This window comes from Megasphaera stantonii (genome assembly GCF_025567065.1).
GTDB classification, from domain to species: domain Bacteria; phylum Bacillota; class Negativicutes; order Veillonellales; family Megasphaeraceae; genus Megasphaera; species Megasphaera stantonii.
Window position 1 is genome coordinate 1 of record NZ_JAOQKD010000027.1, and the last position, 25375, is coordinate 25375.

Annotated in this window: 23 protein-coding genes; 4 read left to right on the forward strand and 19 right to left on the reverse strand. The window is 45.2% G+C overall.

Annotated elements, in window-relative coordinates; genetic code table 11:
- Positions 1 to 703 precede the first annotated feature (703 nt).
- The 4 genes from OCV58_RS11025 to OCV58_RS11040 all read right to left on the reverse strand — a co-directional run bounded on the left by OCV58_RS11025 (position 704) and on the right by OCV58_RS11040 (position 7574).
- Positions 704 to 2029 (reverse strand): S-layer homology domain-containing protein, encoded by a 1326-nt coding sequence (locus tag OCV58_RS11025; RefSeq protein WP_154877866.1) that lies wholly within the window; start codon positions 2027 to 2029, stop codon positions 704 to 706.
- Positions 2030 to 2374: 345 nt separating this feature from the next.
- Positions 2375 to 3691, reverse strand: a complete 1317-nt coding sequence (locus OCV58_RS11030; protein WP_154877867.1) for an S-layer homology domain-containing protein — start codon at positions 3689 to 3691, stop codon at positions 2375 to 2377.
- Positions 3692 to 4005: 314 nt separating this feature from the next.
- Positions 4006 to 5466 carry a [FeFe] hydrogenase, group A gene (locus tag OCV58_RS11035; RefSeq protein ID WP_095629478.1) on the reverse strand — a complete coding sequence of 487 codons (1461 nt, stop codon included), beginning with the start codon at positions 5464 to 5466 and terminating at the stop codon, positions 4006 to 4008.
- Positions 5467 to 5702: 236 nt separating this feature from the next.
- Complete coding sequence (locus OCV58_RS11040) at positions 5703 to 7574, reverse strand: ABC-F family ATP-binding cassette domain-containing protein (RefSeq protein WP_154877868.1); 1872 nt, start codon at positions 7572 to 7574, stop codon at positions 5703 to 5705.
- 285 nt (positions 7575 to 7859) lie between these two features.
- On the opposite strand from OCV58_RS11040, the gene putP reads away from it, so the two are divergent.
- The 3 genes from putP (at position 7860) to OCV58_RS11055 (ending at position 11829) form a co-directional block, all read left to right on the forward strand.
- Positions 7860 to 9365: a sodium/proline symporter PutP gene (gene putP, locus OCV58_RS11045; protein ID WP_154877869.1), complete on the forward strand. Its 1506-nt coding sequence runs from the start codon at positions 7860 to 7862 to the stop codon at positions 9363 to 9365.
- Positions 9366 to 9463: 98 nt separating this feature from the next.
- Positions 9464 to 11215 (forward strand): SWIM zinc finger family protein, encoded by a 1752-nt coding sequence (locus OCV58_RS11050; protein WP_154877870.1) that lies wholly within the window; start codon positions 9464 to 9466, stop codon positions 11213 to 11215.
- Between the two features lie 65 nt (positions 11216 to 11280).
- Positions 11281 to 11829, forward strand: coding sequence for a helix-turn-helix domain-containing protein (locus tag OCV58_RS11055; protein WP_154877871.1), 549 nt, complete (start codon positions 11281 to 11283; stop codon positions 11827 to 11829).
- An 82-nt stretch (positions 11830 to 11911) separates the two neighbouring features.
- On the opposite strand, the gene OCV58_RS11060 is transcribed toward OCV58_RS11055, so the two are convergent.
- Together OCV58_RS11060 and OCV58_RS11065 are read right to left on the reverse strand one after the other, a co-directional pair.
- Complete coding sequence (locus tag OCV58_RS11060) at positions 11912 to 12541, reverse strand: hypothetical protein (RefSeq protein WP_154877872.1); 630 nt, start codon at positions 12539 to 12541, stop codon at positions 11912 to 11914.
- A 187-nt stretch (positions 12542 to 12728) separates the two neighbouring features.
- A complete protein-coding gene (locus tag OCV58_RS11065; RefSeq protein ID WP_267312909.1) occupies positions 12729 to 13307 on the reverse strand; it encodes a bZIP transcription factor in 579 nt (192 codons plus the stop codon).
- Between the two features lie 227 nt (positions 13308 to 13534).
- Here OCV58_RS11065 and OCV58_RS11070 point away from each other — a divergent pair, with 227 nt between their 5' ends.
- Entirely contained in the window at positions 13535 to 13954 is a 420-nt protein-coding gene (locus OCV58_RS11070; protein ID WP_154877874.1) for a hypothetical protein, read from the forward strand.
- A 73-nt stretch (positions 13955 to 14027) separates the two neighbouring features.
- Here OCV58_RS11070 and OCV58_RS11075 read toward each other — a convergent pair whose 3' ends face one another.
- The 13 genes from OCV58_RS11075 to OCV58_RS11135 form a co-directional block, all read right to left on the reverse strand.
- On the reverse strand, positions 14028 to 14690 hold the full coding sequence (locus tag OCV58_RS11075; RefSeq protein WP_317239269.1) for a DUF3226 domain-containing protein: 663 nt from the start codon (positions 14688 to 14690) through the stop codon (positions 14028 to 14030).
- 38 nt (positions 14691 to 14728) lie between these two features.
- Positions 14729 to 15826 (reverse strand): AAA family ATPase, encoded by a 1098-nt coding sequence (locus OCV58_RS11080; protein WP_154877876.1) that lies wholly within the window; start codon positions 15824 to 15826, stop codon positions 14729 to 14731.
- Between the two features lie 426 nt (positions 15827 to 16252).
- On the reverse strand, positions 16253 to 16588 hold the full coding sequence (locus OCV58_RS11085; protein WP_154877877.1) for a hypothetical protein: 336 nt from the start codon (positions 16586 to 16588) through the stop codon (positions 16253 to 16255).
- A 141-nt stretch (positions 16589 to 16729) separates the two neighbouring features.
- Entirely contained in the window at positions 16730 to 17608 is an 879-nt protein-coding gene (gene galU, locus OCV58_RS11090) for a UTP--glucose-1-phosphate uridylyltransferase GalU (RefSeq protein WP_154877878.1), read from the reverse strand.
- 11 nt (positions 17609 to 17619) lie between these two features.
- Positions 17620 to 18147, reverse strand: coding sequence for a hypothetical protein (locus OCV58_RS11095; RefSeq protein WP_154877879.1), 528 nt, complete (start codon positions 18145 to 18147; stop codon positions 17620 to 17622).
- 3 nt (positions 18148 to 18150) lie between these two features.
- The gene (locus tag OCV58_RS11100) at positions 18151 to 19170 is read right to left on the reverse strand and encodes an AAA family ATPase (RefSeq protein WP_154877880.1); all 1020 of its coding nucleotides are present in this window, start codon (positions 19168 to 19170) and stop codon (positions 18151 to 18153) included.
- Between the two features lie 169 nt (positions 19171 to 19339).
- Positions 19340 to 19900 (reverse strand): dTDP-4-dehydrorhamnose 3,5-epimerase, encoded by a 561-nt coding sequence (rfbC, locus tag OCV58_RS11105; RefSeq protein ID WP_154877881.1) that lies wholly within the window; start codon positions 19898 to 19900, stop codon positions 19340 to 19342.
- 29 nt (positions 19901 to 19929) lie between these two features.
- On the reverse strand, positions 19930 to 20856 hold the full coding sequence (rfbD, locus tag OCV58_RS11110) for a dTDP-4-dehydrorhamnose reductase (RefSeq protein WP_154877882.1): 927 nt from the start codon (positions 20854 to 20856) through the stop codon (positions 19930 to 19932).
- 18 nt (positions 20857 to 20874) lie between these two features.
- A complete protein-coding gene (rfbB, locus tag OCV58_RS11115; RefSeq protein ID WP_154877883.1) occupies positions 20875 to 21894 on the reverse strand; it encodes a dTDP-glucose 4,6-dehydratase in 1020 nt (339 codons plus the stop codon).
- A 53-nt stretch (positions 21895 to 21947) separates the two neighbouring features.
- Positions 21948 to 22832 (reverse strand): glucose-1-phosphate thymidylyltransferase RfbA, encoded by an 885-nt coding sequence (rfbA, locus tag OCV58_RS11120; RefSeq protein ID WP_154877884.1) that lies wholly within the window; start codon positions 22830 to 22832, stop codon positions 21948 to 21950.
- A gap of 95 nt (positions 22833 to 22927) precedes the next feature.
- A complete protein-coding gene (locus OCV58_RS11125) occupies positions 22928 to 24259 on the reverse strand; it encodes a reverse transcriptase domain-containing protein (protein WP_154877885.1) in 1332 nt (443 codons plus the stop codon).
- 17 nt (positions 24260 to 24276) lie between these two features.
- A complete protein-coding gene (locus tag OCV58_RS11130) occupies positions 24277 to 24927 on the reverse strand; it encodes an SLATT domain-containing protein (RefSeq protein ID WP_154877886.1) in 651 nt (216 codons plus the stop codon).
- A 267-nt stretch (positions 24928 to 25194) separates the two neighbouring features.
- A partial coding sequence (locus OCV58_RS11135; protein WP_267312911.1) for a hypothetical protein occupies positions 25195 to 25375 on the reverse strand: 181 nt, incomplete at its 5' end.

Sequence of the window (25375 nt, forward strand, 5' to 3'; positions counted from 1 at the left end):
GTTGTATAATGTTCATGAGAAGGACTCCTTTGCGTGAGATTGTGGTGATTTCATTATACCAAAGAAGTTCCTTCTCTTTTTATATGTTCTTCAGAAGTTCCTTCTCTTTTTATATGTTCTTCACTTTTGTGCAGTAAAGTTTTCCCACAATTATTTTACACTAACTCCGACTATTGGCAATATCAAGTCAAGTTATTGTGGGATTTTTTTTGACTGGCCATTTTTGATAGATAGCTTATATTTGTTATTAATAGATTAAAATTTAGTTAAAAATAAACCCCCTCGCCCTTCGTCTACAGACAATGCAAATCCGTCTATGATATACTAAACGCGTTGCTTTTACTTCCTGCAACAGGAAGGGGGTGCGACATGTTTGAGCTCGCGGTTTCATTACTAGTTTCTATCGCGGCAAATGTGATATCCTATTACATTTGCAAATGTCTGGATAGAAAACACTAAGCAACCAGACTAGCCGCCAGCGTTCGGCATATAATAAACGTTAAAACCCCTCCATAGCTAGCACCTATGGAGGGGTTTGTGCGTCATGGCAACTCGCGATTTCATTATTGCCTGTCTTTAGTATAACAGGAAATTCAGAAAAGGCAAGGCTAAAATAAATATTTTCGGGCTATTTAACTGAGTTTTCATATAAAAGAAGACCGCCCGTAGTTGAGCGGTCTCCGTGTATATAGATTCAATGGAATTAGAATGCAAATACAAATTCTGCGCGGGTCTGTTCTTCCGGATCGGAAGCGTTTCCATCCTTGATATCCGACGCAAAGGACTGCATAACGCTGAATTTTGCATTTTTAGCAAAGATGTAGTCCACGCCGGCGCCCCAAGAGGTGATATTGTCCATCTGGTCGCCAAATCTCCACGAATCAGTCGATCCATCGAGCCATACACCAGATTCTGCATCAATATATTCAACCCAAATATCCCAGGATTTGGGAGCCGACATATTGGCCTTGCCATACGTCAGTCTGCCAACCCATAAATCAGCACTATCGTCATTTGTAACATCGTCTTTCTTTGTAAGGCTGACATTTTCATAGTTAGCTAAGAAATTCCATTTGGAACCGAAGTTTATGCTGGCATAGGCGCCCCAAAGATCATCGCCGTCGAAAGAATCATTAGGGACAGAACCGCCGCCTACAGTAAAGTCATTGTAGTATACACCGGCAGCCGAGCCGTTGCCGAAGAAGCCTTCGATTTCTGCATAGCCAGTCTTTACGCCGTCCATTATTGCATTGTCGTCCTTATCAAACGTTCCCGACATATCTTTCATTTTAAATTTACCATAACCAGCTGTTACAGCAAATTTATCGCCGCGGAACTGCATTTCGGCACGGTCGAACACATCGCCGTAGATATAGCCGTATGCGCGAGGGCCGCCGATTTTATATTTATCAGTCCGGCCGAGGCTAAGGCCAAAGGATTTCGTATTGTAGTCCACTTTAATGTCATCAGCAAAAATATTGGTATCGCTGGCTGCGCCATTGTCGCCAAAGCTCTGGCTATCCGTGCTGAGGCCTAAGGTTGCAGTCATTCGGTCATTGATCTGCGCCTTGCCGCGGAGACGAATACGGTAGTCCCAAGACTTATCATTTTCTGTTCCTTTGTGCCCTTCCACAGCATTTTGATAACGATACCGGAGACGAGCGTCACCGGTGAATTTGATATTGCCGACTTTGTTTTCGAGATTCGATACGCGGACACCGAGGTTGTTCAGTTCGTCAGCGTATTCGTCGGCCAATTTGTTGATGAGAGCCCGCTGTTCAACTGTTGCGCGGTCCATGTGAGCCATGGCTTTGGCTACCATTTCAGCAGCTTCGTAACGGGTAATGTTGCGCTGGCCCTGGAAATACTGGCCATCGACGCCTTGAATGATGCCGGCATCAGCTAATTCTACTACGGATTTGTAGGCCCAGCTGTCTGTCGGTACGTCGACGAAGGGATTGGCCGCAAAGGCGCAGGTCGCGCCTACGGCCATCAGAGCTGCTACAGATGCTAATACTTTGGATTTCATTTGAAAAACCTCTTTTCTTAAAGTTAAGTACTCTTCCTATCTCGTTACATGCGAGCGTCTTTAGGAGAAAAGAAAAGGGTTCATTGGCGAGTCGTCCTGGTTTCCTCTCTTTTACTGCCTTTTCTTGTCTTTCTATTCCGCTCTTTTACAAAGAGACGCCTGCCCAGGATTCATTCCCGGCACCGCTCTTTTCGTAACTTAGTATACCGAAAGTCCGCCAGTACGTCAAAACGGCTGAAAACCGCATCACCATGCGATTTTCAGCCATTTTTACACGCTTATTACAGAGATTTTTCTGTTTCTTTTCCTACATTTTACGTAAAAGACAATGGCTCTTTTTGTCTCTTAGAAGAAGAAATTTAACTCTACATCGGTAAATTCGTCAGGGTCTTTCAAGCCGTTTTTGCCTTCAGTACCAAAGGTTTGTCCTACTGTCAACACTACGTTTTTGCCTACGGCATAATCAAATCCGACGCCCCACGAGGTAACGCCGTTGAGAACACTGTTGTCGCGCCAGGAGTTCGTCGCCCCGTCAATAAGTGCTCCTTTTTCCGCGTCAATATATTCTAACCAGGCATCCCAGGAGCCTTTCTGTTCTTCGCTGACCGATCCATAGGTAACCTTTCCAATCCAGACCTTCGGATCGCTGACACTGTCGCCCGAGGCATCACGGCTGATGCTTTCGTAGTTTGCTAAAAGATTCCATTTCGAACCGATATTTACACTGGCATATGCACCCCAAAGGTCGTCAACGTCAAAGTAATCGGCAGCTGTCCGATTGCTGCCGCCGGCCGTGGAAAACTGGTTATAGTATACACCGACAGACGAGCCATTGCCGAAAAAGCCTTCGATTTCACCGTAACCGGTCTTCACGCCGTCCAGCGTCACGCCGTCTTCGTTTTCGCCGCCGGCAATACCGCCTTCTTTAAATTTACCATAGCCAGCCGTTACGGCAAAGGAATCGTTCTGGTATTTCAATTCGGCTCTGTCAAATACGTCACCGTATTGGTAGCCATAGGCGTTCTCGCCGCCGAGGACGTACGTATCAGTACGACCCAAGCTCAAATTCCAGTTCGGGCTGCCGAAATTGTAATCGATTTTGATGTCATCGGCAAATACGTCGGCATTTTCACTGGCCGCGCCGTTGCCGCCAAAGCTTACGTCACCTGTACTGATGCCCACTGTCGCCGTCGTACGGCCATTGACCTGGGCTACGCCGCGGAGGCGAATACGGTAATCCCAGGCATCATCATTTTTCAAGCCGGCATCACTGCTGTGCTGGAAGCGAACGCGGGCGTCGCCGCTGAATTTAATATTGCCGACGCGGTTTTCTAGATTCGACACGCGGACGCCGAGGTTGTTCAGCTCGTCGGCATATTCATCGGCAAGCTTGTTGATAAGGGCCCGCTGTTCCACCGACGCCTTATCCATATGAGCCATCGCTTTAGCTACCATTTCCGCCGCTTCATAGCGGGTAATGCTGCGCTGGCCCTGGAAGTACTGGCCGTCGACGCCCTGAATGACGCCGGCGTCAGCTAATTCTACGACCGATTTGTAGGCCCAGCTATCTGTCGGTACGTCAACAAAGGGATTGGCCGCAAAGGCGCAAGTCGCGCTGACTGCCATAACGGCCGCTAAGGATGCAAATACTTTTGATTTCATGATGAATTACCCCTTCCAAATGAAATATGTTTTCTTTTTTTTACATTTGTCAGATGGGTATCGTTCTCAGCAATTTCAGTGGCGAGTGCGCCTAGTTTCCTCTCTTTTACTCTTGTGAAAACGATAGACTCCGGCAATATGCAAGGCATGTATGCATTTTCATTACCTTGGTGATAACCAAATTATACAAGAATAATTCTCATAAGTCAATAGACATTGATTCATTTTATCATTTATATTGTTCGCATGCAAAAAAAGACCAGCCCGCACACGTCAGGCTGGTCTTACGTCTCTATGCAACTATGATGGGTCTATTACAACGGCTGATGTACCGTCGGTTTGAATCGCGTAGACATGGGGTTCGTTTCCGGCGTCAGGTTCTTCATCTTACCCAGCTGATCGGACTTATCGCTGAAGTAGGTATGAAGGGCCCATTCGGCCATTTCCGACAACGGTTCGTCAAGGAAAAGCTTGTACAATTCTTCGATTTCCGGATTCTGCCAGCTGGCTTTGATATCCGTTTCTTCATCCGATTTATACAGCGAGGCAATACGGGCTTCATTGACTTTTTTCACCTGAGGCAGTTTGACCTTAGGCTGTCCGCCGCCGCCGATGCAGCCGCCGGGGCAGGCCATGACTTCGATAAAGGAATAGTTTTCGAAATCGTTGTTCTTGATGAGATCGTCTATAAACGCACGGGCATTAGCCAAGCCGCTGATAGAGGCGACGTGAAGGACGAAGTGGCCAAAAGCGACGCTGGCTTTTTTAACGCCTTCCTGGCCGCGGACTTCTTCAAAGGGAATGAAATCCTTCGGAGCCGGACGGCCTGTAAACAGGTGGTACGCCGTGCGGATAGCCGCTTCCATAACGCCGCCGGAGTTGCCGAAAATCTTGCCGCCGCCGGACGATTCGCCGAAAGCGGTGTCGAACTTGCTGTCTTCCAAGGCAGCGAAGTCGATATTTTCTTCTTTAATCCAGTTCGCCAATTCACGCGTCGTAATACAGATATCAGTGTCGCGCATTTCCGGGACATCCCAGAAAATAGACGAGCTGTTGAATTCAGGACGAAGAATTTCCGCTTTTTTCGCCGTACAGGGCGTAACGCAGACGTTGACGATCTTGCCCGGGTCGATATCTTTCTTTTGCGCAAAGAAGGTCTTGATGACCGGGCTCAAAATGCTGATCGGGCTCTTCGTCGAGGATAAATGCGGAAGGAGATCAGGATAGAAAATTTCAGCAAATTCTACCCAAGCCGGGCAGCAGCTCGTAAACTGCGGGATAGGGATTTCTTCGGACTGGAGGCGGTGGAGCAGCTCCGTCGCTTCTTCCATGATCGTCAGGTCGGCGCCGAAATCCGTATCGAATACGTAATCGCCGCCAAGAGCCCGCAGGGCTGCGACCATCTTGCCTTCAACGAAAGTCCCCGGCTCCATGCCGAAGGATTCGCCAAGGCCGACGCGGACGGCCGGAGCCGTTTGGAAAATAACGATTTTATCCGGATCCTGAATTGCTGCTTTTACTTTTTCTACGTCGTTTACTTCCGTAATAGCGTCAAAGGGGCAAGCTGAAGCGCATTGACCGCAATGGACGCAAATCGGCATATCGCCCGTACTTGCCAAACTGTAATAGTCCATGATGCTCTGCGTGTTGGAGCAGGCTCGGCGGCACAATGTGCAATTTTTGCACTTAGTTTCGTCAAATTGAACGGCACAGTTGTGTTCATCTATGGGAACGCGCCGCTGAAGTTCTTTGAATCTGGAACGGAATACAGACATCTTTTTCTCCTTTTTGTAAAAAATATTTACATGCAAACTATGTAATCATTTATCACAAACTTTTTTCGTTACCTATAGAATAACATAAACAGAGAATTGATTTCCATTACTTTACCGTATTTTATTTACTGATTTTTACATGATTTTTATGCTGATTTTGCATAGTTAAGAATGAATGCTCAAACTATCATAGATACGAAAAATACCATGTCATACCCGTCCATATGTTTATATTTTTACTCCGCTTTCAAGTCTTCCAGCTCGCACCATCGTTCTGTCAGCTCGTCGACCTTCCGCTGCGTCTCCTGCTGCTCTTTTAAGAGCGATTCTACCTGTTCGTAATCGCTTCCGGCCGCCGCGATGGCCGCGTTGATGCCTTTTAGTAATCCTTCATACTGCGGCAGTTCCTCCAAAATACGCCGGAGTTCTTCCTCCTGCCGGGCCGTCAGACCAACTTTGCGGGCAACCGGAGCCGCTTCACCCTTTGACTGCGCCGCAGCCGGCGATTTTTTCACGTCGTCTTTCTCGCTGCGGACGGCAAGGGTTTCGGCCAGATAGTCGCTGTAATCGCCGTAATATCTTTTCCACGTCCCGTTTTCGATGATGAACAGCTTATCGGCTACGCGGTCCAGAAAATAGCGGTCGTGGGATACGACGAGGACGACGCCCTGATAGGTGTCAAGATAGCGTTCCAGCACCGTAAGGGTCGGTATGTCCAAATCATTGGTCGGTTCGTCCAGAAGGAGGACGTTGGGCTGCTCCATGAGCAGGCGCAGCAAATAAAGGCGCCGACGCTCGCCGCCGCTGAGTTTATAAATATAGGTATACTGCATCTCGTCGGAAAAGAGAAACTGCTCCAGCAGGCGCGTCGCCGATATGCGCTGGCCAAACTGGTTGGTCACGAAATGGCCGCGCTCCTGGATGTAGTCGATAACCCGCATGGATTCGTCGAACTCCGGCAGCTGCTGCGTAAAGAAACCGAAGCGGACGGTCTGGCCGATAGTCAGTGTTCCCGCCGTAGGCTGCAGCTCACCGGACAGCACTTTCAGCATCGTTGACTTCCCTACGCCGTTTTCGCCGATGATGCCGATGCGGTCGTGCTTGACGACGTGATACGTCACGCCGCTGAACAACGCCTCCTGCCCCGGATAGGCAAAGGCCACGTCGTCAATATCCAATATGGTCTTGCCGAGCCGTACGGACGTATCGAAGATTTCCACGTTTTCCACAGGCTTGCCGTCTTCAATGGCGCAGAGCTGCTCGTACCGGTCGCGGCGGGCCTTCTGCTTCGTCGAGCGTGCCTGGGCGCCCCGGCGGATCCAGGCCGTCTCGCGCCGTATGAGGTTGCGCCGCTTCTCTGCCGATGCTTCCTCCTGCTCCAGCCGCGCCTGCCGCAGCTCCAAATACGCTGCATAATTTCCCTCATATGTATAAACCCGGCCTCTGTCGAGTTCAATCATGGAATCGACAACCGTATCGAGAAAATACCGGTCATGCGTACTGACAATAAGCGCCGCCTTGCTGTCCCTGAGGTATTCCTCCAGCCACACAATAGTCTTATCATCCAAATGGTTCGTCGGTTCGTCCATGATGAGAAGATCGCAGGGCATGATCAAGGCCCGGGCTAGGCCCAGCCGCTTGCGCTGGCCGCCGGATAACTCGTCGACGCGCTGCGTCAGGTCGTCGATGCCCAGTTTCTGCAAAATGACCTTGGCGTGCTGCTCCAGCTCCCAGGCATGGCTCGCATCCATTTCTTCCGTCAGCTTGACGACTCCCTCGTCGTCGCCGCGCTGGACCGCTTCTTCATAGCGGCGCAGGAGCTGCATGACCGGCAGGTCGCCGTCCAGCACGCTTTCCAGTACGGTGCGGCCCGGCAAAAACTGCGGTTCCTGCGGCAGGAAATGAATGCGGGCCTTCTGATTTTTCCAGATTTCCCCGCTGTCGGCTTCAGCCAGACCGGCGATAATTTTCAGCAGCGTCGTCTTGCCGGCGCCATTTAAGCCGATGAGGCCCAATTTCTGCCCGCCGTCGACGGCGAAGGTCACGTCGTCGAAGAGAACCCGCAGGCCGTATGATTTTTTTACCTTGTCTAACGTCAGTATATTCATAACTGTCTCCCATTCTTCTGTATGCAGTGATTGGCATGCGTTTCGCCGGGCAGCGGCGCGCCGCATGGGAAAATTCATCAAAAATGTATTTAGATTCTATTATTATAAATACATTTAATAATTTTTTCCACTTTATCACGATAAAACCCTTGCCTGCCGGGCAAAAGTACAGTACAATGAAACCATTATTTTATTTATATACAGAATGCTATTACAAGACAATCGCTCGAGCAGGCCTGCCGACGCGTCCGTTCGGCCTGTTGGAGCAGGGGGAGGAATTATTTCATGATTGAATCAAATGTGTCCGTAATTACGGCATTTGCTATTTACCTGCTGGCAATGCTGCTCATCGGCGTATATTACTCGCGCTCCCAGCGGCACCTGAGCGACTACATCCTCGGCGGCCGTAGCCTCGGTCCGTGGATTACGTCCATGAGCGCCGAAGCGTCCGACATGAGCGGCTGGATGCTCATGGGCGTGCCGGGCCTGGCCTACTCTACGGGAGTGTCCGCGTCGTGGATCGCCATCGGCATCGCCATCGGTACCTATTTAAACTGGCATTATATTTCGCAGCGCCTGCGCAATTATACGGAAATCGCCAACAACAGCCTGACTATGCCGGACTACTTAAAAAACCGCTTCCACGACGACCAGAACCTGATCCGCATCATTTCGGCCGTATTTATCCTCATCTTTTTCCTGATTTATACGTCGTCGGGCTTCGTATCCGGCGGGAAGCTGTTTGAAACGGTCTTCGGCATGGATTACTTCTCGGCCCTGCTCCTCAGCGCCGGCGTCGTCGTCGTATACACCTTTTTGGGCGGCTTCATGGCCGTCTGCTGGACCGACTTCATCCAAGGCTGCATGATGTTCCTGGCTATCGTCCTCGTGCCTCTCGTCGGCATGATCGTCGTCGGCGGCCCCGTCGAAACGATGACCCGTATCGCCGCCGATGCACCCCAGCTGCTGGAAATGGTGCCCGACTCGAGCACAGCCGGTATCATCGGCATTATTTCGTCACTGGCCTGGGGCGTCGGCTACTTCGGCCAGCCTCATATTCTCGTCCGCTTCATGGCCATCGGCAATCCCGACGAATTGAAGAAATCGAAGCACATCGCCATGACCTGGGTCGTCATTTCGCTGGCAGCGGCCGTTCTCGTCGGCCTCGTCGGCAAAATCGTCTTAGTCGATCCATTGACTGGCGCCGATACAGAAAAGGTATTTCTCGTCATGAGCCAGCTGCTCTTTTCTCCCTTCGTAACAGGCTTGATTTTATCAGCTGTATTAGCCGCTATTATGAGTACGGCATCGTCTCAGCTTCTCGTCACGGCGTCGGCCATTTCCAAAGACTTCTACCATACCTTTATCCGTAAGAACGCCAGCGACAAGGAATTGATCCTCGTCAGCCGCATCACCGTTCTCGTCGTCTCGGCCCTGGCCATCATCCTGGCCCTGAATCCAAACAGCTACATCCTCACCATGGTAGCCTACGCTTGGGCAGGATTTGGGGCAGCCTTTGGACCCACCATTTTATTATCTCTGTATTGGCGGCGGATGACAAAAAATGGCGCCTTGGCCGGCATCATCGTCGGCGGCCTGACTGTCCTGATTTGGAAGCAGTTCGGCTGGCTGGGACTGTACGAAATCGTACCGGGATTCATTTTCTCCCTCATCGCCATCTACGTCGTCAGCAAGATGGACAAGGAACCGAGCCCGGAAATGCTTAAAGAGTTTGACGAAGCCATTCATTTTAAACAAAAAATCACCATCTTAAAAGGTGATGAACGATAAGATTCTGCAAAACGTTGCCCTCTCGCCTGACGGCAACGTTTTGATATATCTTCAAATAAGACTATTATGTACAACTATGCGCAGGAGGAGGGCATACAATGGACTGGGAACTCTTATTTAAACCGCATATACTGCATCGCGGAGCAGAGTATTACCGCGATGCCGCCGTCGAGGATCTCAAAATTACAGACACGCAAATAACAGCTGTCGTCTTGGGAACGGAAGACTATGACGTTGAAATCGATATAAAAGACGGGATCATTGAGGCGATGTCCTGCACCTGCCCTTACGCGGCTGACGACAATAACTGCAAGCACATGGCCGCCGTCCTGTTCGCCTGTCAGGAAACAGAGGACCTCATATTGTCAGCAAAGCCCGATGAACCGGAATGGAAAAGCGGAGAGGAAGAAGATGATGTCTTAGACGACTGGAAAGCCGACGTTCTGCCTGATTTCCCCGAAATGACCTGCAAGCCGGACAAGGAAACCCTCCTCGCTGAACTTATACACAACGCCGACGACTTAACGGTCCGCGCCTTTTTATACTCCATCTTAGAAAAAGATCCGGCCCTGCAGAACCGGTTCCGCATGCTTACGCAAAACGTCATGACCAAGGGCCTGCTGAAAGAATGGAGACGGGAAATTGACCGCATTTTCGCCGACGCCGGCTGGGATGACTATATAGATTATGAACAGGCCAGTTATTTTACAGGAGAGCTGTACTCTTTTTTATCGTCCCTGGACCAGCGTATATCCGCAGCTACGGCAGACGGTATTTTCAAAACGGTAGATTACACCCTGTCGCAGCTGCAATCCACGGACATGGACGACTCCGACGGCGGGCTGTGGTGCTTGTTCGATTTCTGCTATCAAATCGTCGGCAAGCTGCTTCCCTACTGCACGGCAGAAAACCAGCTCCGCATCTTCGACTGGGCAGCCCGGCAGCTCGATTACACCCATAAGGACGGCCTATGGTATGAGCTGGCCCAGGACTGTGCCATGCAGTTTATCTTGCAGCAGTTCCCCGGCCCGGACTTTTTAGACAAAAAGCTGGCCTTGACCGATAAGGAAGTACAAAAAGCTGCCCGGCAGACAGATTTTGAAAACGTCATCTTGCCGCAAAAAATAAAAACCCATGTCCTTCTGATGGAGCAAAAAGGCTGTCCTGCCGAGGAACAAGCAGCTTATATTGCCCAATACAAACAGTACGGCAGCGTCTGCCTGCTGCTGAGTGAATTTTACGAATGGCAGCAAGACGACGCCAATGCGATTGCCGTCTTGGAACAAGCCTACGCCGCCGACAGCACGCCGTCGTACATCGCCCGCGAATGCTGCGAAAAACTCAAGGAGTTATACAAAAAGACAGGAAATCAGGAACGCTACCTCCAAATGCTGTGGGATTTAGCCCTGACCATCCACGTCGCCAATATCGATTTGTACAGGGAATTAAAGAGTCAATATAAGCCGGAGGAATGGCGGGAACAACGGGAAAAAATCCTGACCAGCTGGGGAACCAATCCCTACGCCGGCCAACTATACGCCGAAGAAAAGCTCTACGACCGCCTCCTTTGCCACGTCCAAAAGCATTGCCGCCTGTCGGAAGTACAGCAATACGAATCCATCCTCAAAGAGAATTTCCCCGACGAGCTCCTTCAGCTTTACGAACACATCGTCACAGAGATTGCCGTCCAAGGCCTTGGCCGTCCGAGCTACGTCAAAATCGTACGGATTCTGCGCAAGATGAAACACCTTCCCGGCGGGCCGCCCTTCGTACAGGCCCTCGTCAGTCAATGGCGGCAGCAGTACAAGCGGCGCCGGGCCATGATGGAAGAGCTGGATAAGCTGACGTGAGACGGCCCGCATAGTTGACGAAGAAGGCCTTCGTCTGCTAGTATCAATACAGAAAGGAGCCTGTCATGGATTTATCACTGCAATTAGGTCAAAAAATAAAAAGCTACCGCCTGGCCCGCGGCCTGACGATAAAAGAACTGGCTGAAGCGTCGCAAATCACGTCGTCTATGCTCAGCCAGATAGAGCGAGGGCAGGCGTCTCCGTCGCTGAATACGATTCGCCTCTTGTCCATCGCCTTAGACGAGCCGCTATACCGATTCTTTTTGGACAGCCCCGACATCCAAAGCGACGTCGTCCGCAAGGAAAACCGCCGTCAGCTCATCGACCAGGGCATTCATTACGAAGTCCTGACGCCGGACATGAACGGCACCATCGAAATGATGCAGCTCACCTTGCCGCCTAAGGCCAAAAGCTGCCAGGAACCGCTGGCTCACAAGGGAGAAGAAGTTGCCCTCGTCCAGGCTGGTACCGTCGAGTTAACCCTGGATTTCGAAACCTGCGTCCTCTATGTCGGCGACAGCGTGCGCATCAAAAGCGAAACGAAGCATACCTGGCAAAACGTAGGAGAAGACCCAGCCGTCGTCATCTTCGCCGTTTCTCCGCCCTCATTTTGACATCATATACGACAACAACGCCGTACATCCGATGTGTGATGTACGGCGTTCGTTTTTTTGAATATAGTTTTGCCCGTTAACGCTATTTCAACGTCTTGAATTGTTTGTAATACCACGCGGCAAAGCCGCCCTGCAGCATATACGCCAGAAGCTCGGCCAGTTCTTCTATATTGCCGTCCAAGTAGGAATGGAAAAGCAGCCCTTTATCGCCGCATGCCGCCAAAATAGCGGATAAAACTAAAATGACAAATCCCAGCTTGGGAAAGGGCAGCTCATGAAAAATCTTCTTCCATGGCACCAGCCAAATCAGCGATACCAACACAGCCGCCGTATAAATGGATATGCCGCCATGAATGTATTGATGTCCGGGGATGGCATTCATCGCAATGAAAGTCGGGCCATGCTGATCCATTCCTGTCTGAAAGAAGATTCTGCCCCAGCTCATTTCCCATCCCAGCAGCAACAGAAAATATCCAGCTCCCGACAACCAGATCAGATGAAATTTCTGCCCTGCCGTTTTACGAAATAAGACAAGACAGAGCACGACATCACAAAATAAAACGATGTTCTGCAGTATTTCCAACGGGCCATTCTCCCAAGCCAGATGCTCCGGCATCACAAACGCCACGGGAACAATCAGCAAAAAATATACAACTATGCCGACTTTCAAAACCAATTCCGGCATCGAATTCCCTTCTTTCAACACAACCATTCTCCCTCCCGGCAGTTCAGCGAGACGCCGCTGTCATTTGTAAATATACTGTAAACATTTTATAAATATATCATAAACAACGGCCAATAACAAGAACTTGGAGCGATAAAAAAAGAGCATCCTCATCAATTACAGCGCTGACGCACAAAAACAAAAGGATGCTCTTACGTTATGTGAAGTTATATCTTTACTTTTTTAAGGCTTCAAGCTCTTCCCGCAGCCTTTGGTTTTCCGCTTCCAGCTCAGCTAACTTCTGCTGCAAGTACGCTACGCTGACTGCCGACGTCGGATCGGTTTCATCCGTCTGTATTCCAGTCACAACGCCCTGCCCTGCAAAGGCAACGCCGCCAATCGTCCCTGTCGGTGCTTCCACGCGTCTGCCGTATATATTTCCTAAATCCGCACCGGAAGCCTGCACATGCTTCGCCGCTATGGTATTCGCCGTCACGTTGCCGTCTTTCAGCTGGATGCCGTTCATATAGCCTTCCACATGGCGTCCCCTGTCGTCCGTATCCCACGTCAGAACGCCGCCGTTTCCATCGACCGTCGTCACGTCCGATTCCGTCACGCCGTTGCGCTTCGTCACGACGCGATGATAGGTCTTGCCGTCAGCCGTATTTCCATAGGAAACAGACTGGTATTCATAGCTGGAAACGACATTGGGCTCCTGGCTTGGATTTCTCGTGTCGGCAGCCTGCGCGCCCATGGCAGCACATAGCCCCATCACAGCTGTCATAATTATATTAGATACCTTTTGATACCGCATCGTCAGTCATCCTTTCCAGTAAAATATATCCTCTCTTGGATTACGATCATTATATATCTGCCCATATATAGAAATCAATATTCCTTCCAAAAAGTTTATATTTACTACTCGTACTTGCAAAAATTAACCGGGACGCGATGCTCATACAGCAATCATCCTATTGACGAAACAACATAATAAATAGTAATATAAGCAAAAATTGTACTTATTATTAGGAGGTATCCCATATGATCAATATCCTGCAAAAAGGCATTGCCGCCGCCTTAATCAGCGGAGCCATTTTATTTCCCTGCGCAGCTCAAGCGATGGATTGGAACGACTACGACGAAAGCCCTCACTACGCGCCGACAGCCATGCACCAAGGCTACTATCAAGTCGACCTGGTCGACACACTCTCCATCGACGAATACGCGCCGCCTATTTACGTCCTATCCGTCAACTCCTTCCTCGTCTCGCCCGACGGTACGACAAAAAACATCGGCCGCACAACCTATAAGCTGAACTACGAAACAAAAGAAGCCTGGCTCCTGACCCTGAAAAAACCAGAATGGTTCCCCATCACCACAGCCACCACCTCGTCCCGCGATCTGTTTAATAAGCTGTTCATGAAAGCTTATGGTATTCCGTTTATTGCCGATTGGGAATAAACCATAGAATACATAAAAAAACTCTTGCCGTTATAGTTTATAACGGCAAGAGTTTTTTACTAAATCATGAAGCTCATTTTTCATTTAAATCATCTGCAGTTAATTCTAAAATAGCCTTTCTCAAAAATTCTAATTTTTGACTAGAAAAATTAAAGCATCCAGCCTTAGCAGCTTCTCCAATCTTCATACCGACAAAAAAATTCGTTCCTGAAAAGTAGGCATGCAATTTATTTTTATGCGGCGTTTTAAATGGTACTCTGTGCAGATTCCCTGTCCCTTCAAGAAAATAATTTATATACTCAAAAATCCTATTTTTAATCGCTGCATCCTCGTCAATAATAGAACAACATAAGTCCTCTAATGTTCCATTATGATATGCACCGTTCTCCCCTTTTCCAGGCAGTAATACAAATCCATATTTTATCCCATTATCACTAACAAAAAAATCTCCGTTATCAGAAATACATACTCCAAAGGCTTTCGAAAAGCTTTCCTTCAGTGAGCATCCAGCACCTACTGCATCCTTTTCAGCATCTCTGACTACAAGAAATCCTTTCATCTCATGATAATGATCTACTTTAGGTAAAATAGGTAAATTTTTACGAAGTTCTTCATTACCTCCCATATTAATAACGTTTATGGAATCTGAAATTTCATGCTGCTTTACCAAATACCCAACATACTGCACTAAAAAATACCATTCATCTTGCCCTTCACAAAGAATAACATGTGGCAATGATTTATTAAATTGATACTCTTACGTTCCGCCATGTTTTAGCGCACCTCCAACTGAATATCCAGCGCTGATTCCAATTCTTCTCCTGAAAAAGAATACGCATGGCGTTTTCCTTGGGAAAAATCAATTCGCTGATAACATACAGAATCCAATTGTTCTAATTTTCTCATGACGTTTGCCGATTCTCTTAATATATCAACATTATGCGTCGTAATAAATAATTGACACTGTTTTTGCAATGCTGTCTGATACAATACGCGCAATACTTTAGCATATGTACTATAGTGAAATCCATTTTCTAATTCATCAATCAACACCACACCCTTTGGCGTCGTAAGAATGCACAATAATAATTGCAAAATTTTATTAATACCATCACCCATATAAGTGATTGGCATCTTCTGCCCATCATGCAATATAACATATACGTATGGAACAGCGTTTTCCACAATAGTTGTAATATCCTTAATTCTGCTGTCAAAGCTTGTTAATACATACAATATAAGGTCTTTTTCTCCATCTAATATCAATCGACTGATCCATTCCGCTATCGTCGTATTGTCTGGGATATATATACTCTTATAAAAGATAGCTTTAACTATAGGCAATTGTGCTTCTTTTTTCGGCACAGATAAAGATATGTATTTTATCTTTTTATCTTCAAAAGAGAATTTACCAATGCTTTTCTGCCCATCCAGAGTATATTCATATTGCAATGAAAAAAAATACGAACCGAGACTGCTCGGATTATACCCTTGCTTTAATATATTCGTTACTGTATCTGTATTTACATCTAAATCCACAGATTCATCAGAAATCTTCCTCATAGTTAAAGTAGATGCAATACCAGTATCTCGCAGCAACATCAAATCAAATTGAGCATTTTTTTCAAACATATAAAACAAAGGATTCCAAATTCTTTGAGGAGTAGGCTGCAGTATTCCATTGCCATTTCTGCCTGCAGCTAATGCTAAAAATATATTTGGGTTTTTATATCCAACTGCCAAAAACAACGACTCTAAAATAGCAGATTTCCCTGTATTATTGCGACCGCCAATTAAAGTAATAAGTTTTAAATTATCTAGCTCTAACATATCAAAACATCTAAAATTTTTAATTATTAACTGAGTAAACATGATATCACCTAATTTTCAATATACGAAAGCTCATAATAATTATATTGTAACATATATTATCCCTGTCTGCCGTATTTATTTCAAATTTACACCATCTGCATACAGTATTAATCGGACATTCCCGCATTTCTCAGCTTCATTCCTCCCTCGTCGCCAATTGTTAACATAATTTTAGACATATTCCTTATCTCATCGTCTGTATATCTTGCCATATTTCTGCCTCCATAAAATTATTAATAAAATATGATAAAATCTTTTATCTAATAATTCTACTTTAATTCGTTTGTGTTCTTCAATAAATTTAACTATATAACAATAGAATACCTGGAAAAGCAATTCCAAAACAATAACTTATAGTCATTTGATAAAACAGGATAAAGAAACCGCATATACGTCTGCATTTACGTCTACTTTCTTCTGGCTTTCTCAATATCTTCTAATACAGTCAAAAGTACCAACGCACGTTTTCGCTTCCGACCTATATACATAAGCAAACCAATAGCAATCAAAAAAAACAAGCAAGGCCGCAGCTATCTTTTGCTGAGCCATGTAAGATCCATAATACATTAATATAAGCCCAATAAAAGTTACAGCAACTGTCAGTAATATGGTAAGAAGCAGAAAAATCTCCCGTTGATATACTGCTGCGGCTTTAGCTAAGTTTCGAGTAGAAAAATCAGACCGACTATATGTATCATAAAAAATTTCGTACAAGGAAGCAATCTCTCCATATTTTTTCCGATTTTCTTTGCTTATATACATAACTTATTCTCCCAATCTAAATCATAAAGATTATACGACGTAGTCCATTTTTCTAAAAAAATGATAACGTATCAATCAAGATTTCTCGTCATATAACAATAACCGACCCCACCATATGAGCTGAGACCGGTTATTCTGCATTTATTCTTTTATAATCCCCTGCAAATACTCCCTAAACTCATCCTTCAGATCATCCCGCCGCAAAGCATACTCCATCATGGCCTTTAAATATCCCAGTTTATCGCCTGTATCATATTGCTGGCCTTTGAAGTTATAAGCATATACGGCTTCTCGCCTGGCCATGATTTTGATGGCGTCGGTCAGCTGCAGCTTGCCATGAGGTTCTACAGGGATGCGCTGCAGGATTTCGAAAATATCAGGAGTGAAAATATATCGTCCTAATGCCGCAACGCAGCTCGGAGCCTGATCGGCCGTCGGCTTTTCTACCATATCTACCACTTTTAATAGATCCGGACAGCTTGTCGGTATGCCGTCGACAATTCCATAGGACGCTACTTGCTCTTTCCGTACCTTCTGGCATCCTAATACAGTCGCGCCTACTTTAGTATATACGTCCAGCAGCTGACGCAGCGCCGGCTGACTTTCGTTATACACGACGTCGTCGCCCAACAGCACCGCAAACGGCTCGTCGTCGACAAAGGACTTAGCGCATAATATGGCGTCGCCTAAGCCCCGCATATGCTTTTGCCGGATATAATGGACATTGATTTCAGAAATATGCTGCACCATGCTGAGCAGCTTCGTCTTTCCCTTTTGTTTCAGCAGCAGTTCCAAATCCATATTAGTATCGAAATGGTCTTCAATAGCCCGCTTTCCATGACCGCTGATAATCAGGATTTCTTCAATGCCGCTCTGCAGCGCTTCTTCTACGACATATTGAATCACTGGCTTGTCTACAACAGGCAGCATTTCCTTAGGTATGGCTTTGGTCATAGGCAAAAAACGCGTACCATAACCGGCTGCCGGAATAACGGCTTTGCGAATTCGTTTACGTATCATATTAACTCCTTTTATTGTATGAGTTGCACTGTTCGGGCAATCTCTTCATTAATCACGACCACCTGTATTTTCCAAATAGACCGCATCGAGGTTAATGCTTTATGCAAAGCCTCCTGCAACCCGTTGCACCAGCTTGGTTCATGCTTTTGAATAATAACTACATACAAAATCTGTGGCTGTGCCTCTAGGCATGACCGCAATACCGCCCCCATGTCATGCGAAGTACTGTCCTTTATACCATGAACATCATGCAATATAGCATAACACATCGCCAGAGAATGTCTGAATTTAACGCAAAGTTCTTCCACAAATTCTTCGAATCGCCCTATCCCTTTCGGGCCATTCGGATTGGGTGCCGATGCTTTGGCTTCTATAAACAGTACCTTATGATAGTTACGATGTGTCCGTACTGTAATACATTCTACAGAAGAAACCTGATGATTTCTTAAACTAGTCTCATACAACTCACTTTTCTCTATGTAAAATGTATTCTGCTCTTCGTACGAAAAATTCATTCCTGATTCGGTAAATGTAATCATCGCCTATACTCCCAGAGCCATATCGACTTCAGCTTTATACAATCGAATGGACTCGTCAATAATACTATTATCAGGCATGCCATCCTTCATATCGTCAAAATGCGGTTCCTTCTGCCCATCCAGTGATAAAACAGGAATAGACATATTATGTTGCTGTGAAAGAAGGCATAACTTTTTGATAACAAAGTACGAATGGGTCGCAATAAAAAACTGTATGCCATTTTGTGCCAAATCAAAAATAATATCCAAATACTCAGAAATAGCTTTGGGATGCAGCGCCGCATCTACTTCATCAATACAAATAATAGAATGATTCGATAAATACCGATTGGACAGCAAACGATTCAATATAGCAATTTTCTTAATCCCTTCCGAAGTAACGCCTATAGGATACTTTGTATTTCCCTGCTGAAAATGCCATTGATTCTGCTGCACGTCATATACAATTTGCCCATCAAAAATATTTTTTAACTTTTTTTTGCTTCTTGAAAAAGCAGAGTAATTTTTCTCCTTCATTGGCGGAACCTGCAACGCTTTCACTAAATCCAAATACGTATCGTCAAACCCAAACATAGCGTCTTGTTCCCGCGACTTTAATATAACTTGAAATAAGGAAACCACTTCTTTAGCCGGAATAAAAATAGAGGAATCCTTCCTCGATTCTGTATAATTAGTATTGACCTTGGATATCTGGTGATTTGTATCCTTTCCGAATTCATAAGAAAAACTATGATCCTCTTCCTGCATAGAAAACGACAGGGAGTTCTCCCCTTTCGTAACTAAATCCCCTAATTTATCTACTTGAAATGTCCAGTATAGCTTGTCAGATAAAATATCCGCCAAGCCCTTTACTTCTTTCCCTTTTTTATATTGTTCCAACGTCTTTAACGCTGTATAGATAGCTTTTAATACAAATGTCTTGCCGCTGCTGTTTTCACCGATAATAAGATTTATCCTGCTTAAATGATCCCATCGTATATGCTTCTGCAATCCAAAATTAGTCATTTCAACGGATGTTATCATATACTCACATCACTTTCTATAATGCATGTCATATTTTTTACATTGGTAGTCAACTACATATATATTCTAACATATATATCATATGTAAAGATACCCTGAACCACTGCTGAAAAAACAGAAACCGGCCTTGTCATCAGCGGCCGGTTCTATATTATACAGAATTATTAAATTATAAGATGTAAAACTCCAACTCACCCTCAATATCTGCAAACCAAGGATTCTTTTTATCCTTTTCACTCAAAATCGGATCTGTCACGCCCCAGTCTACGCCGATCGTCGGGTCATTCCAGCGGATGCCGGCGTCGGCCTGAGGAGCGTAATAATTATCAGCTTTATACATGAATTCTACGTGGTCGGTCAGCGTGACGAAGCCGTGACCAAAGCCTCTGGGGATGAGGAGCTGTTTTTTGTTTTCTTCCGACAGCTCTACGCCGACCCATTGCTTGTACGTCGGGCTATGTTTGCGCAGGTCTACGGCTACATCGAGAACGGCGCCGCGAGTGCAGCGCACCAGTTTGGCCTGGCACCATTCGCCTTTTTGGAAATGGATGCCTCGCAGCGTGCCTTTTACCGTCGATGAGGAGTGGTTATCCTGTACAAAATCATAAAACAGTCCCGCTTCCTCCATCTTCCGCTTGCTCCAGCTTTCCATAAAGAATCCCCGGTTATCGCCAAATACCTGTGGTTCCAAAATAACTACGCCGTCTAATATCGTCTTCGTCACCTTCATCGTCGTTCCTCCCACATAGTAGCACGTTATCATTCATTTACTTCGTTCCGTATTTCCGCTAAAAACCGGGCTACGGCATCACGCCAATCCGGCAGCGGCGCAAATCCTTGTTCCACTAATTTAGATTTATCCAGCCGACTGTTAAAGGGTCTCGCCGCCTTGGATAATCCGTATTCCGCCGTCGTCACCGGCACGACCTTTGTCGTATATCCAGCCTGACGGAAAATTTCACAGGTAAAATCATACCAAGAAATATAACCGCCTTCATTCGTAGCGTGGTAATAACCGTATTTCTCCGTTTCAATCATATCCACGAGAAGACGGGCCAAGTCCAGCGTATACGTCGGCGTGCCGATTTGGTCGTTTACAACGCGGACCGTATCGTGGGTCTTGCCGACATTCAGCATCGTCCGGATAAAGTTCTTGCCGTTTAAGCCGAATACCCAGGCGATGCGAACGATGAAATAGGCATCGAGCGTACAGGCTACGGCCAATTCCCCTTCCAGCTTCGTCTGCCCATATACATTGAGGGGCTGGTACTCCTTACAGTCCGGCTGCCAAGGCTCCGTTCCCTGCCCGTTGAAGACGTAGTCCGTGCTGATGTACATCATCTTGCAGCCGGCAGCCTTGCAGGCTTCGGCGATGTATTTCGTCCCGTCGGCGTTAATAGCCCGTACCTTGTCAATTTTATCTTCGTCTTCGGCCAAATCGACAGCCGTCCAAGCCGCACAGTGTACTACCGCATCGGGATGCACTGCTGCTATCGTCTGCTGTACAGCATCCTTATCGGTTATATCCACCTGCATATAGGGCATCGACACCACTGCCGAACCATCGGCTGCTCCTACATACTGTGCCGTAATGTCGCTGCCGACTCCTTCATGCCCCCGCTTCGCCAGCTCATTCATGACGTCGTGACCCAGCTGGCCGCAGACGCCCGTTACGAATACCTTCATCCGACTTGCTCCTTTCCCTTACCGATTGCCATACATCTTCTCATAATACGCCATATACTCACCTGATATGATAGGCCGCCACCAGTCTTCGTGGGTTACATACCATTGAATCGTCTTCTGAATGCCGTCGGCAAACTTCGTTTCCGGCAGCCAGCCCAGCTCGCGATGAATCTTCGTCGGGTCGATGGCATAGCGCCGGTCATGGCCTTTCCGGTCCGTCACAAACTGAATTAAGCTTTCCGGCTTGCCCAAGGCCTTGCAGATGAGCTTGACGATATCGATATTTCTCATTTCATTGTGGCCGCCTACATTGTACACCTCGCCGACAGTCCCCTTATGGAGAATCAAATCAATCGCCCGACAATGGTCCTCTACATACAGCCAGTCGCGCACATTCAGGCCGTCGCCGTATACCGGCAGCGGCTTATCATGAAGAGCATTGATAATCATGAGGGGAATCAGCTTTTCCGGGAAATGATAGGGCCCGTAGTTGTTGGAGCAGCGGGAAATCGTCACAGGAAGCCCATAGGTCCGATGATAGGCCAGCACCAGTAAATCAGCCGAAGCCTTAGAGCTGCTGTACGGGCTGGACGTGTGAATCGGCGTATCTTCCGTAAAGAACAAGTCGGGCCGGTCCAAGGGCAAATCGCCGTATACTTCGTCTGTCGACACCTGATGATAGCGCGTAATGCCGTATTTCCGGCAGGCATCCATCAACACCGCCGTCCCCATGATATTCGTTTCCAAAAAGATACTCGGATTTTCAATAGACCGGTCCACATGGGATTCGGCGGCAAAATTGACAACCATGTCAGGATGCTCTTCTTCAAACAGCTGATACACCGCCGCCCGGTCGCAAATATCAGCTTTAACGAAACGGAAATTACCATTCCCCATAACCGGCTCCAACGTCGACAAATTCCCGGCATAGGTCAGCTTATCCAAGCACACAATGCGGTACTCAGGATACGTCTGAAGCATGTGAAACACAAAATTACTGCCAATAAATCCGGCGCCGCCGGTAACGATAATATTCATGTATGATAACCCTCTCTATTCCATTTCATACCAGGATGCAAAAAACAACTCCCCTATCCATCGCGGCGGAACCGCCCTTCAGCTACCTTCTTTAAATACTGTCCATAGGGACTCTTGCCGTATTTTTCAGCGCTTTCTTCCAATATGTCTTTTGTAATCCAGCCGTGCATATAGGCAATATCTTCCAATGCCGCAATCTGAATGCCGGCCCGCGTCTCTACAGCCTTTACAAAATCAGAGGCGTCACTCAGACTGGCCACCGTCCCCGTATCCAGCCAAGCATAGCCCCGTCCCAAGGTAACGACGTTGAGCTGCCCTTGTTCCAGATACATCTTGTTCAAATCAGTAATTTCCAGCTCGCCCCGGGCCGACGGCTTGACCTTCTTGGCATATTCGCAGACCTTTTCGTCATAGAAATACAAGCCCGTGACGGCATAGTTAGACTTCGGATGCTCCGGCTTTTCTTCAATAGAAATGGCCTTGCCGTCATCGTCAAACTCAATGACGCCGAACCGCTCCGGATCGTCGACATAATACCCAAACACCGTCGCGCCCTGCTCAGTGGCTGCCGCAGCCTGTAAATGCTTGGACAACCCGGCGCCATAAAAAATATTATCGCCGAGAATCATCGCGCAAGGCTCACCGTCAATAAACTCTTCTCCCAAAATAAAGGCCTGAGCCAGCCCATCGGGCGACGGCTGCACCTTGTAGCTCAAATGAATCCCATACCGCGAACCATCACCCAAAAGCCGCTCAAAATTCGGCAAATCCGTAGGCGTAGAAATAATCAAAATATCTCGAATCCCTGCCAGCATTAAGGTAGACAAAGGATAATAAATCATAGGCTTGTCGTATACGGGCAGTAATTGTTTTGATGTTACCATGGTTAGCGGATATAAGCGACTCCCCGAACCACCGGCTAATATGATTCCTTTCATAGAAATGCTCCATTTCATACATAAAAAATGCTATTGCAGTAAATCATACAATAGCAAGAATATAAACTCATTATACTTAATTTATTTTGAAAGGACTATGAAAAATGTTGCAAGTCTCGTTCTAATTCTTTTACTCGTTTATATATCATTCCTAAAAAATGTTCTTCTATATCCTCCATCCTCCAACCAGTCTTTTCATTCATTTGTTGTTTACAAATATCATTTAACAACCATAATTTATCTTCATTAGACCAATTATCAAAATTTGGGATATATCTGGTATGATGCAAATTATTAGTAATCTCACTATATGTGCGTACAAATCGTTTTACCTTTATTCTACAACCTGACATATCAATTTTATAACGTTTTATATATTTTTTAATTAACCAATCAAGATGAAATAATAACTTCTTGTCATTTATTTGGGAAAAGAAGAAAAGCCATCCATATTTTATGTTATTATGAATACATCCGGTTATTCTCAAATTTAATAGCCATATAAATAAATCTATATTTTTCTTTTTCAAATGTGTATATCGTTCAAATATTTTTTGTAAACTATCTTCAAATTTTTTTATTGATGACGGTCTAACGCTTATATTCTTTCCATCGAATTTATATCCCAAATAAGTAAATCCATTTTTTATTTCTCCACAATTACACTTTTCCTTACTAACAGACAAGTCATAGTCCTCTTTTAATAATTTAATACATTGTTCTTTTATTAACTCACGTTGACTGGACTGGCATAAAATTAAAATATCATCGACATATCGAAAATAAAGAATATCCTTTCTTTGCATGTATTCCTCATCAAATGCTTCTAAATAAAAATACGATAAAATATTGGAAATAGGAATTCCTTGTGGAATACCGCATAAATTTTTCTCAAGACCAGATCGCCTATTTATTGAAACTGTTGGATTCTTTATCGCTTTTAATATTAACTCTAGTGCCTCAAGAAGTATCCCTTTATCTTGTAATGTCTGTTCTAATCTATTGTGATTAATTGATCCATAAAAATCATGTATATCAATTTTTATAAAACTATTGTAATTGCAAATATTATTAATCAATTCAGCAATTAAAATTTGTATAATTTTATATTTTTCAGCGCCATATTGCTCAATCAAATATTCTTTTAATAATCCTAATACAATCTTATCTTTTATTGTCGGTAAAGATATTTGCCTATTTTTATCCTTATTTTTTATGATCAATTTTTCTTTATATGGCGTAAATTTATACTCACCTGAAAATATTTTACTTGAAATGCTTTTTTGATAAAAATCAAGTTTATATTCAAAATATTTGGTATTGACTTTATCAAGGCCAGGAGATGCATTTCGTTTTACATTGTTCAAATAATAATTTTTTATACTTTCTGGTATAAATTTTGCATAAAACAAATCGTGAGTATTCATATTAAATAATCCTATCACTAAAACAGTCTAACAAAAAAACAAATTACACTATAATAAATTAATATTAGAGGAGCAAGAAAAAAAGCAAAGGCTAAACCATACCATCGGTAAAATAAAACATTTGCATACACTATATCTTTCACTTTTTTTAATAATCCATGATTATTTCCAAAATAATCATCATATTTTTCATCCCATTGATATCTAATAAGATCTACAAAAGCATGGTTTGCAGAATTCTCTAAAGAAGTTAAATACTGCTTTTCAATCTCTTCAATATCCGAATAATTGATCTGCTTTACTTCTAACTTATACTCTAAATCTCTATTCAACCGATCCAATTTGTGGTAATTCCCTTTAAAGCAAATAGCCCTTTCCTTAAAATTTTGAGAAGAAAAAAATAAAGAAAAGAATAACGTAGCACTAGAATATATCGGAAGTAATAATGTTAAAAAATCATTCGGCATATGTTTAGAAAAAAAATAAAAATTTGCAATTGTCATTATAAAAGATATCGTAGAATAATATATTTGAAAAAATTTTGTTAAAGCAGCATATGTTTCCAATCGTTCAGAAGCATTAATACGACATTTTCTTGTTACCCAAATTCGATTAGATAAATTTTGAGCATATTCCCTTATTTTTTCTTCATTTTCTATTTTTTCCACGTATTAAACCCCTTTTTTTGTTTAGGGCTCTTCTCTATAGTTCTTATTTTTTCAAATCTACATACAAGCCTATGTAAAATGAGTTTTACCACATTTGTTGATTAGGAAAGTTATTATCCACTAATAAAATTAGTCATTTTCTTTCGAAAATAAGAGCCCTTATAAACAGTATATCACAGTCGTCTTAATTAATACAGTTAAAATAAGATGTCGGATAGTGTAAAGTTGTTGTGGGTATTTTTTGACAAGACATTTTCGATCGTTCCCTTAACCAGTTGATATTACTGCTATAGTTGCGTCATAAACGCCATGCAGCAATATGCCGGTACGGGTACTGCCGTTATCCCACTGGGTACCGGCCACATGGCGCAGCCGGGCACAGACCAGCATGAGGGCGGAGTTGCCGTCCGGGAAGCTGCCCACCACACGGGTACGGCGGCGGATCTCC

Coding starts and splice junctions, on each gene's coding strand:
- OCV58_RS11025 (WP_154877866.1), bottom strand. CDS start 2,029: ATGAAATCCAAAGTATTAGCATCTGTAGCAGCTCTGATGGCCGTAGGC.
- OCV58_RS11030 (WP_154877867.1), bottom strand. CDS start 3,691: ATGAAATCAAAAGTATTTGCATCCTTAGCGGCCGTTATGGCAGTCAGC.
- OCV58_RS11035 (WP_095629478.1), bottom strand. CDS start 5,466: ATGTCTGTATTCCGTTCCAGATTCAAAGAACTTCAGCGGCGCGTTCCC.
- OCV58_RS11040 (WP_154877868.1), bottom strand. CDS start 7,574: ATGAATATACTGACGTTAGACAAGGTAAAAAAATCATACGGCCTGCGG.
- putP (WP_154877869.1), top strand. CDS start 7,860: ATGATTGAATCAAATGTGTCCGTAATTACGGCATTTGCTATTTACCTG.
- OCV58_RS11050 (WP_154877870.1), top strand. CDS start 9,464: ATGGACTGGGAACTCTTATTTAAACCGCATATACTGCATCGCGGAGCA.
- OCV58_RS11055 (WP_154877871.1), top strand. CDS start 11,281: ATGGATTTATCACTGCAATTAGGTCAAAAAATAAAAAGCTACCGCCTG.
- OCV58_RS11060 (WP_154877872.1), bottom strand. CDS start 12,541: ATGGTTGTGTTGAAAGAAGGGAATTCGATGCCGGAATTGGTTTTGAAA.
- OCV58_RS11065 (WP_267312909.1), bottom strand. CDS start 13,307: ATGCGGTATCAAAAGGTATCTAATATAATTATGACAGCTGTGATGGGG.
- OCV58_RS11070 (WP_154877874.1), top strand. CDS start 13,535: ATGATCAATATCCTGCAAAAAGGCATTGCCGCCGCCTTAATCAGCGGA.
- OCV58_RS11080 (WP_154877876.1), bottom strand. CDS start 15,826: ATGTTTACTCAGTTAATAATTAAAAATTTTAGATGTTTTGATATGTTA.
- OCV58_RS11085 (WP_154877877.1), bottom strand. CDS start 16,588: ATGTATATAAGCAAAGAAAATCGGAAAAAATATGGAGAGATTGCTTCC.
- galU (WP_154877878.1), bottom strand. CDS start 17,608: ATGATACGTAAACGAATTCGCAAAGCCGTTATTCCGGCAGCCGGTTAT.
- OCV58_RS11095 (WP_154877879.1), bottom strand. CDS start 18,147: ATGATTACATTTACCGAATCAGGAATGAATTTTTCGTACGAAGAGCAG.
- OCV58_RS11100 (WP_154877880.1), bottom strand. CDS start 19,170: ATGATAACATCCGTTGAAATGACTAATTTTGGATTGCAGAAGCATATA.
- rfbC (WP_154877881.1), bottom strand. CDS start 19,900: ATGAAGGTGACGAAGACGATATTAGACGGCGTAGTTATTTTGGAACCA.
- rfbD (WP_154877882.1), bottom strand. CDS start 20,856: ATGAAGGTATTCGTAACGGGCGTCTGCGGCCAGCTGGGTCACGACGTC.
- rfbB (WP_154877883.1), bottom strand. CDS start 21,894: ATGAATATTATCGTTACCGGCGGCGCCGGATTTATTGGCAGTAATTTT.
- rfbA (WP_154877884.1), bottom strand. CDS start 22,832: ATGAAAGGAATCATATTAGCCGGTGGTTCGGGGAGTCGCTTATATCCG.
- OCV58_RS11125 (WP_154877885.1), bottom strand. CDS start 24,259: ATGAATACTCACGATTTGTTTTATGCAAAATTTATACCAGAAAGTATA.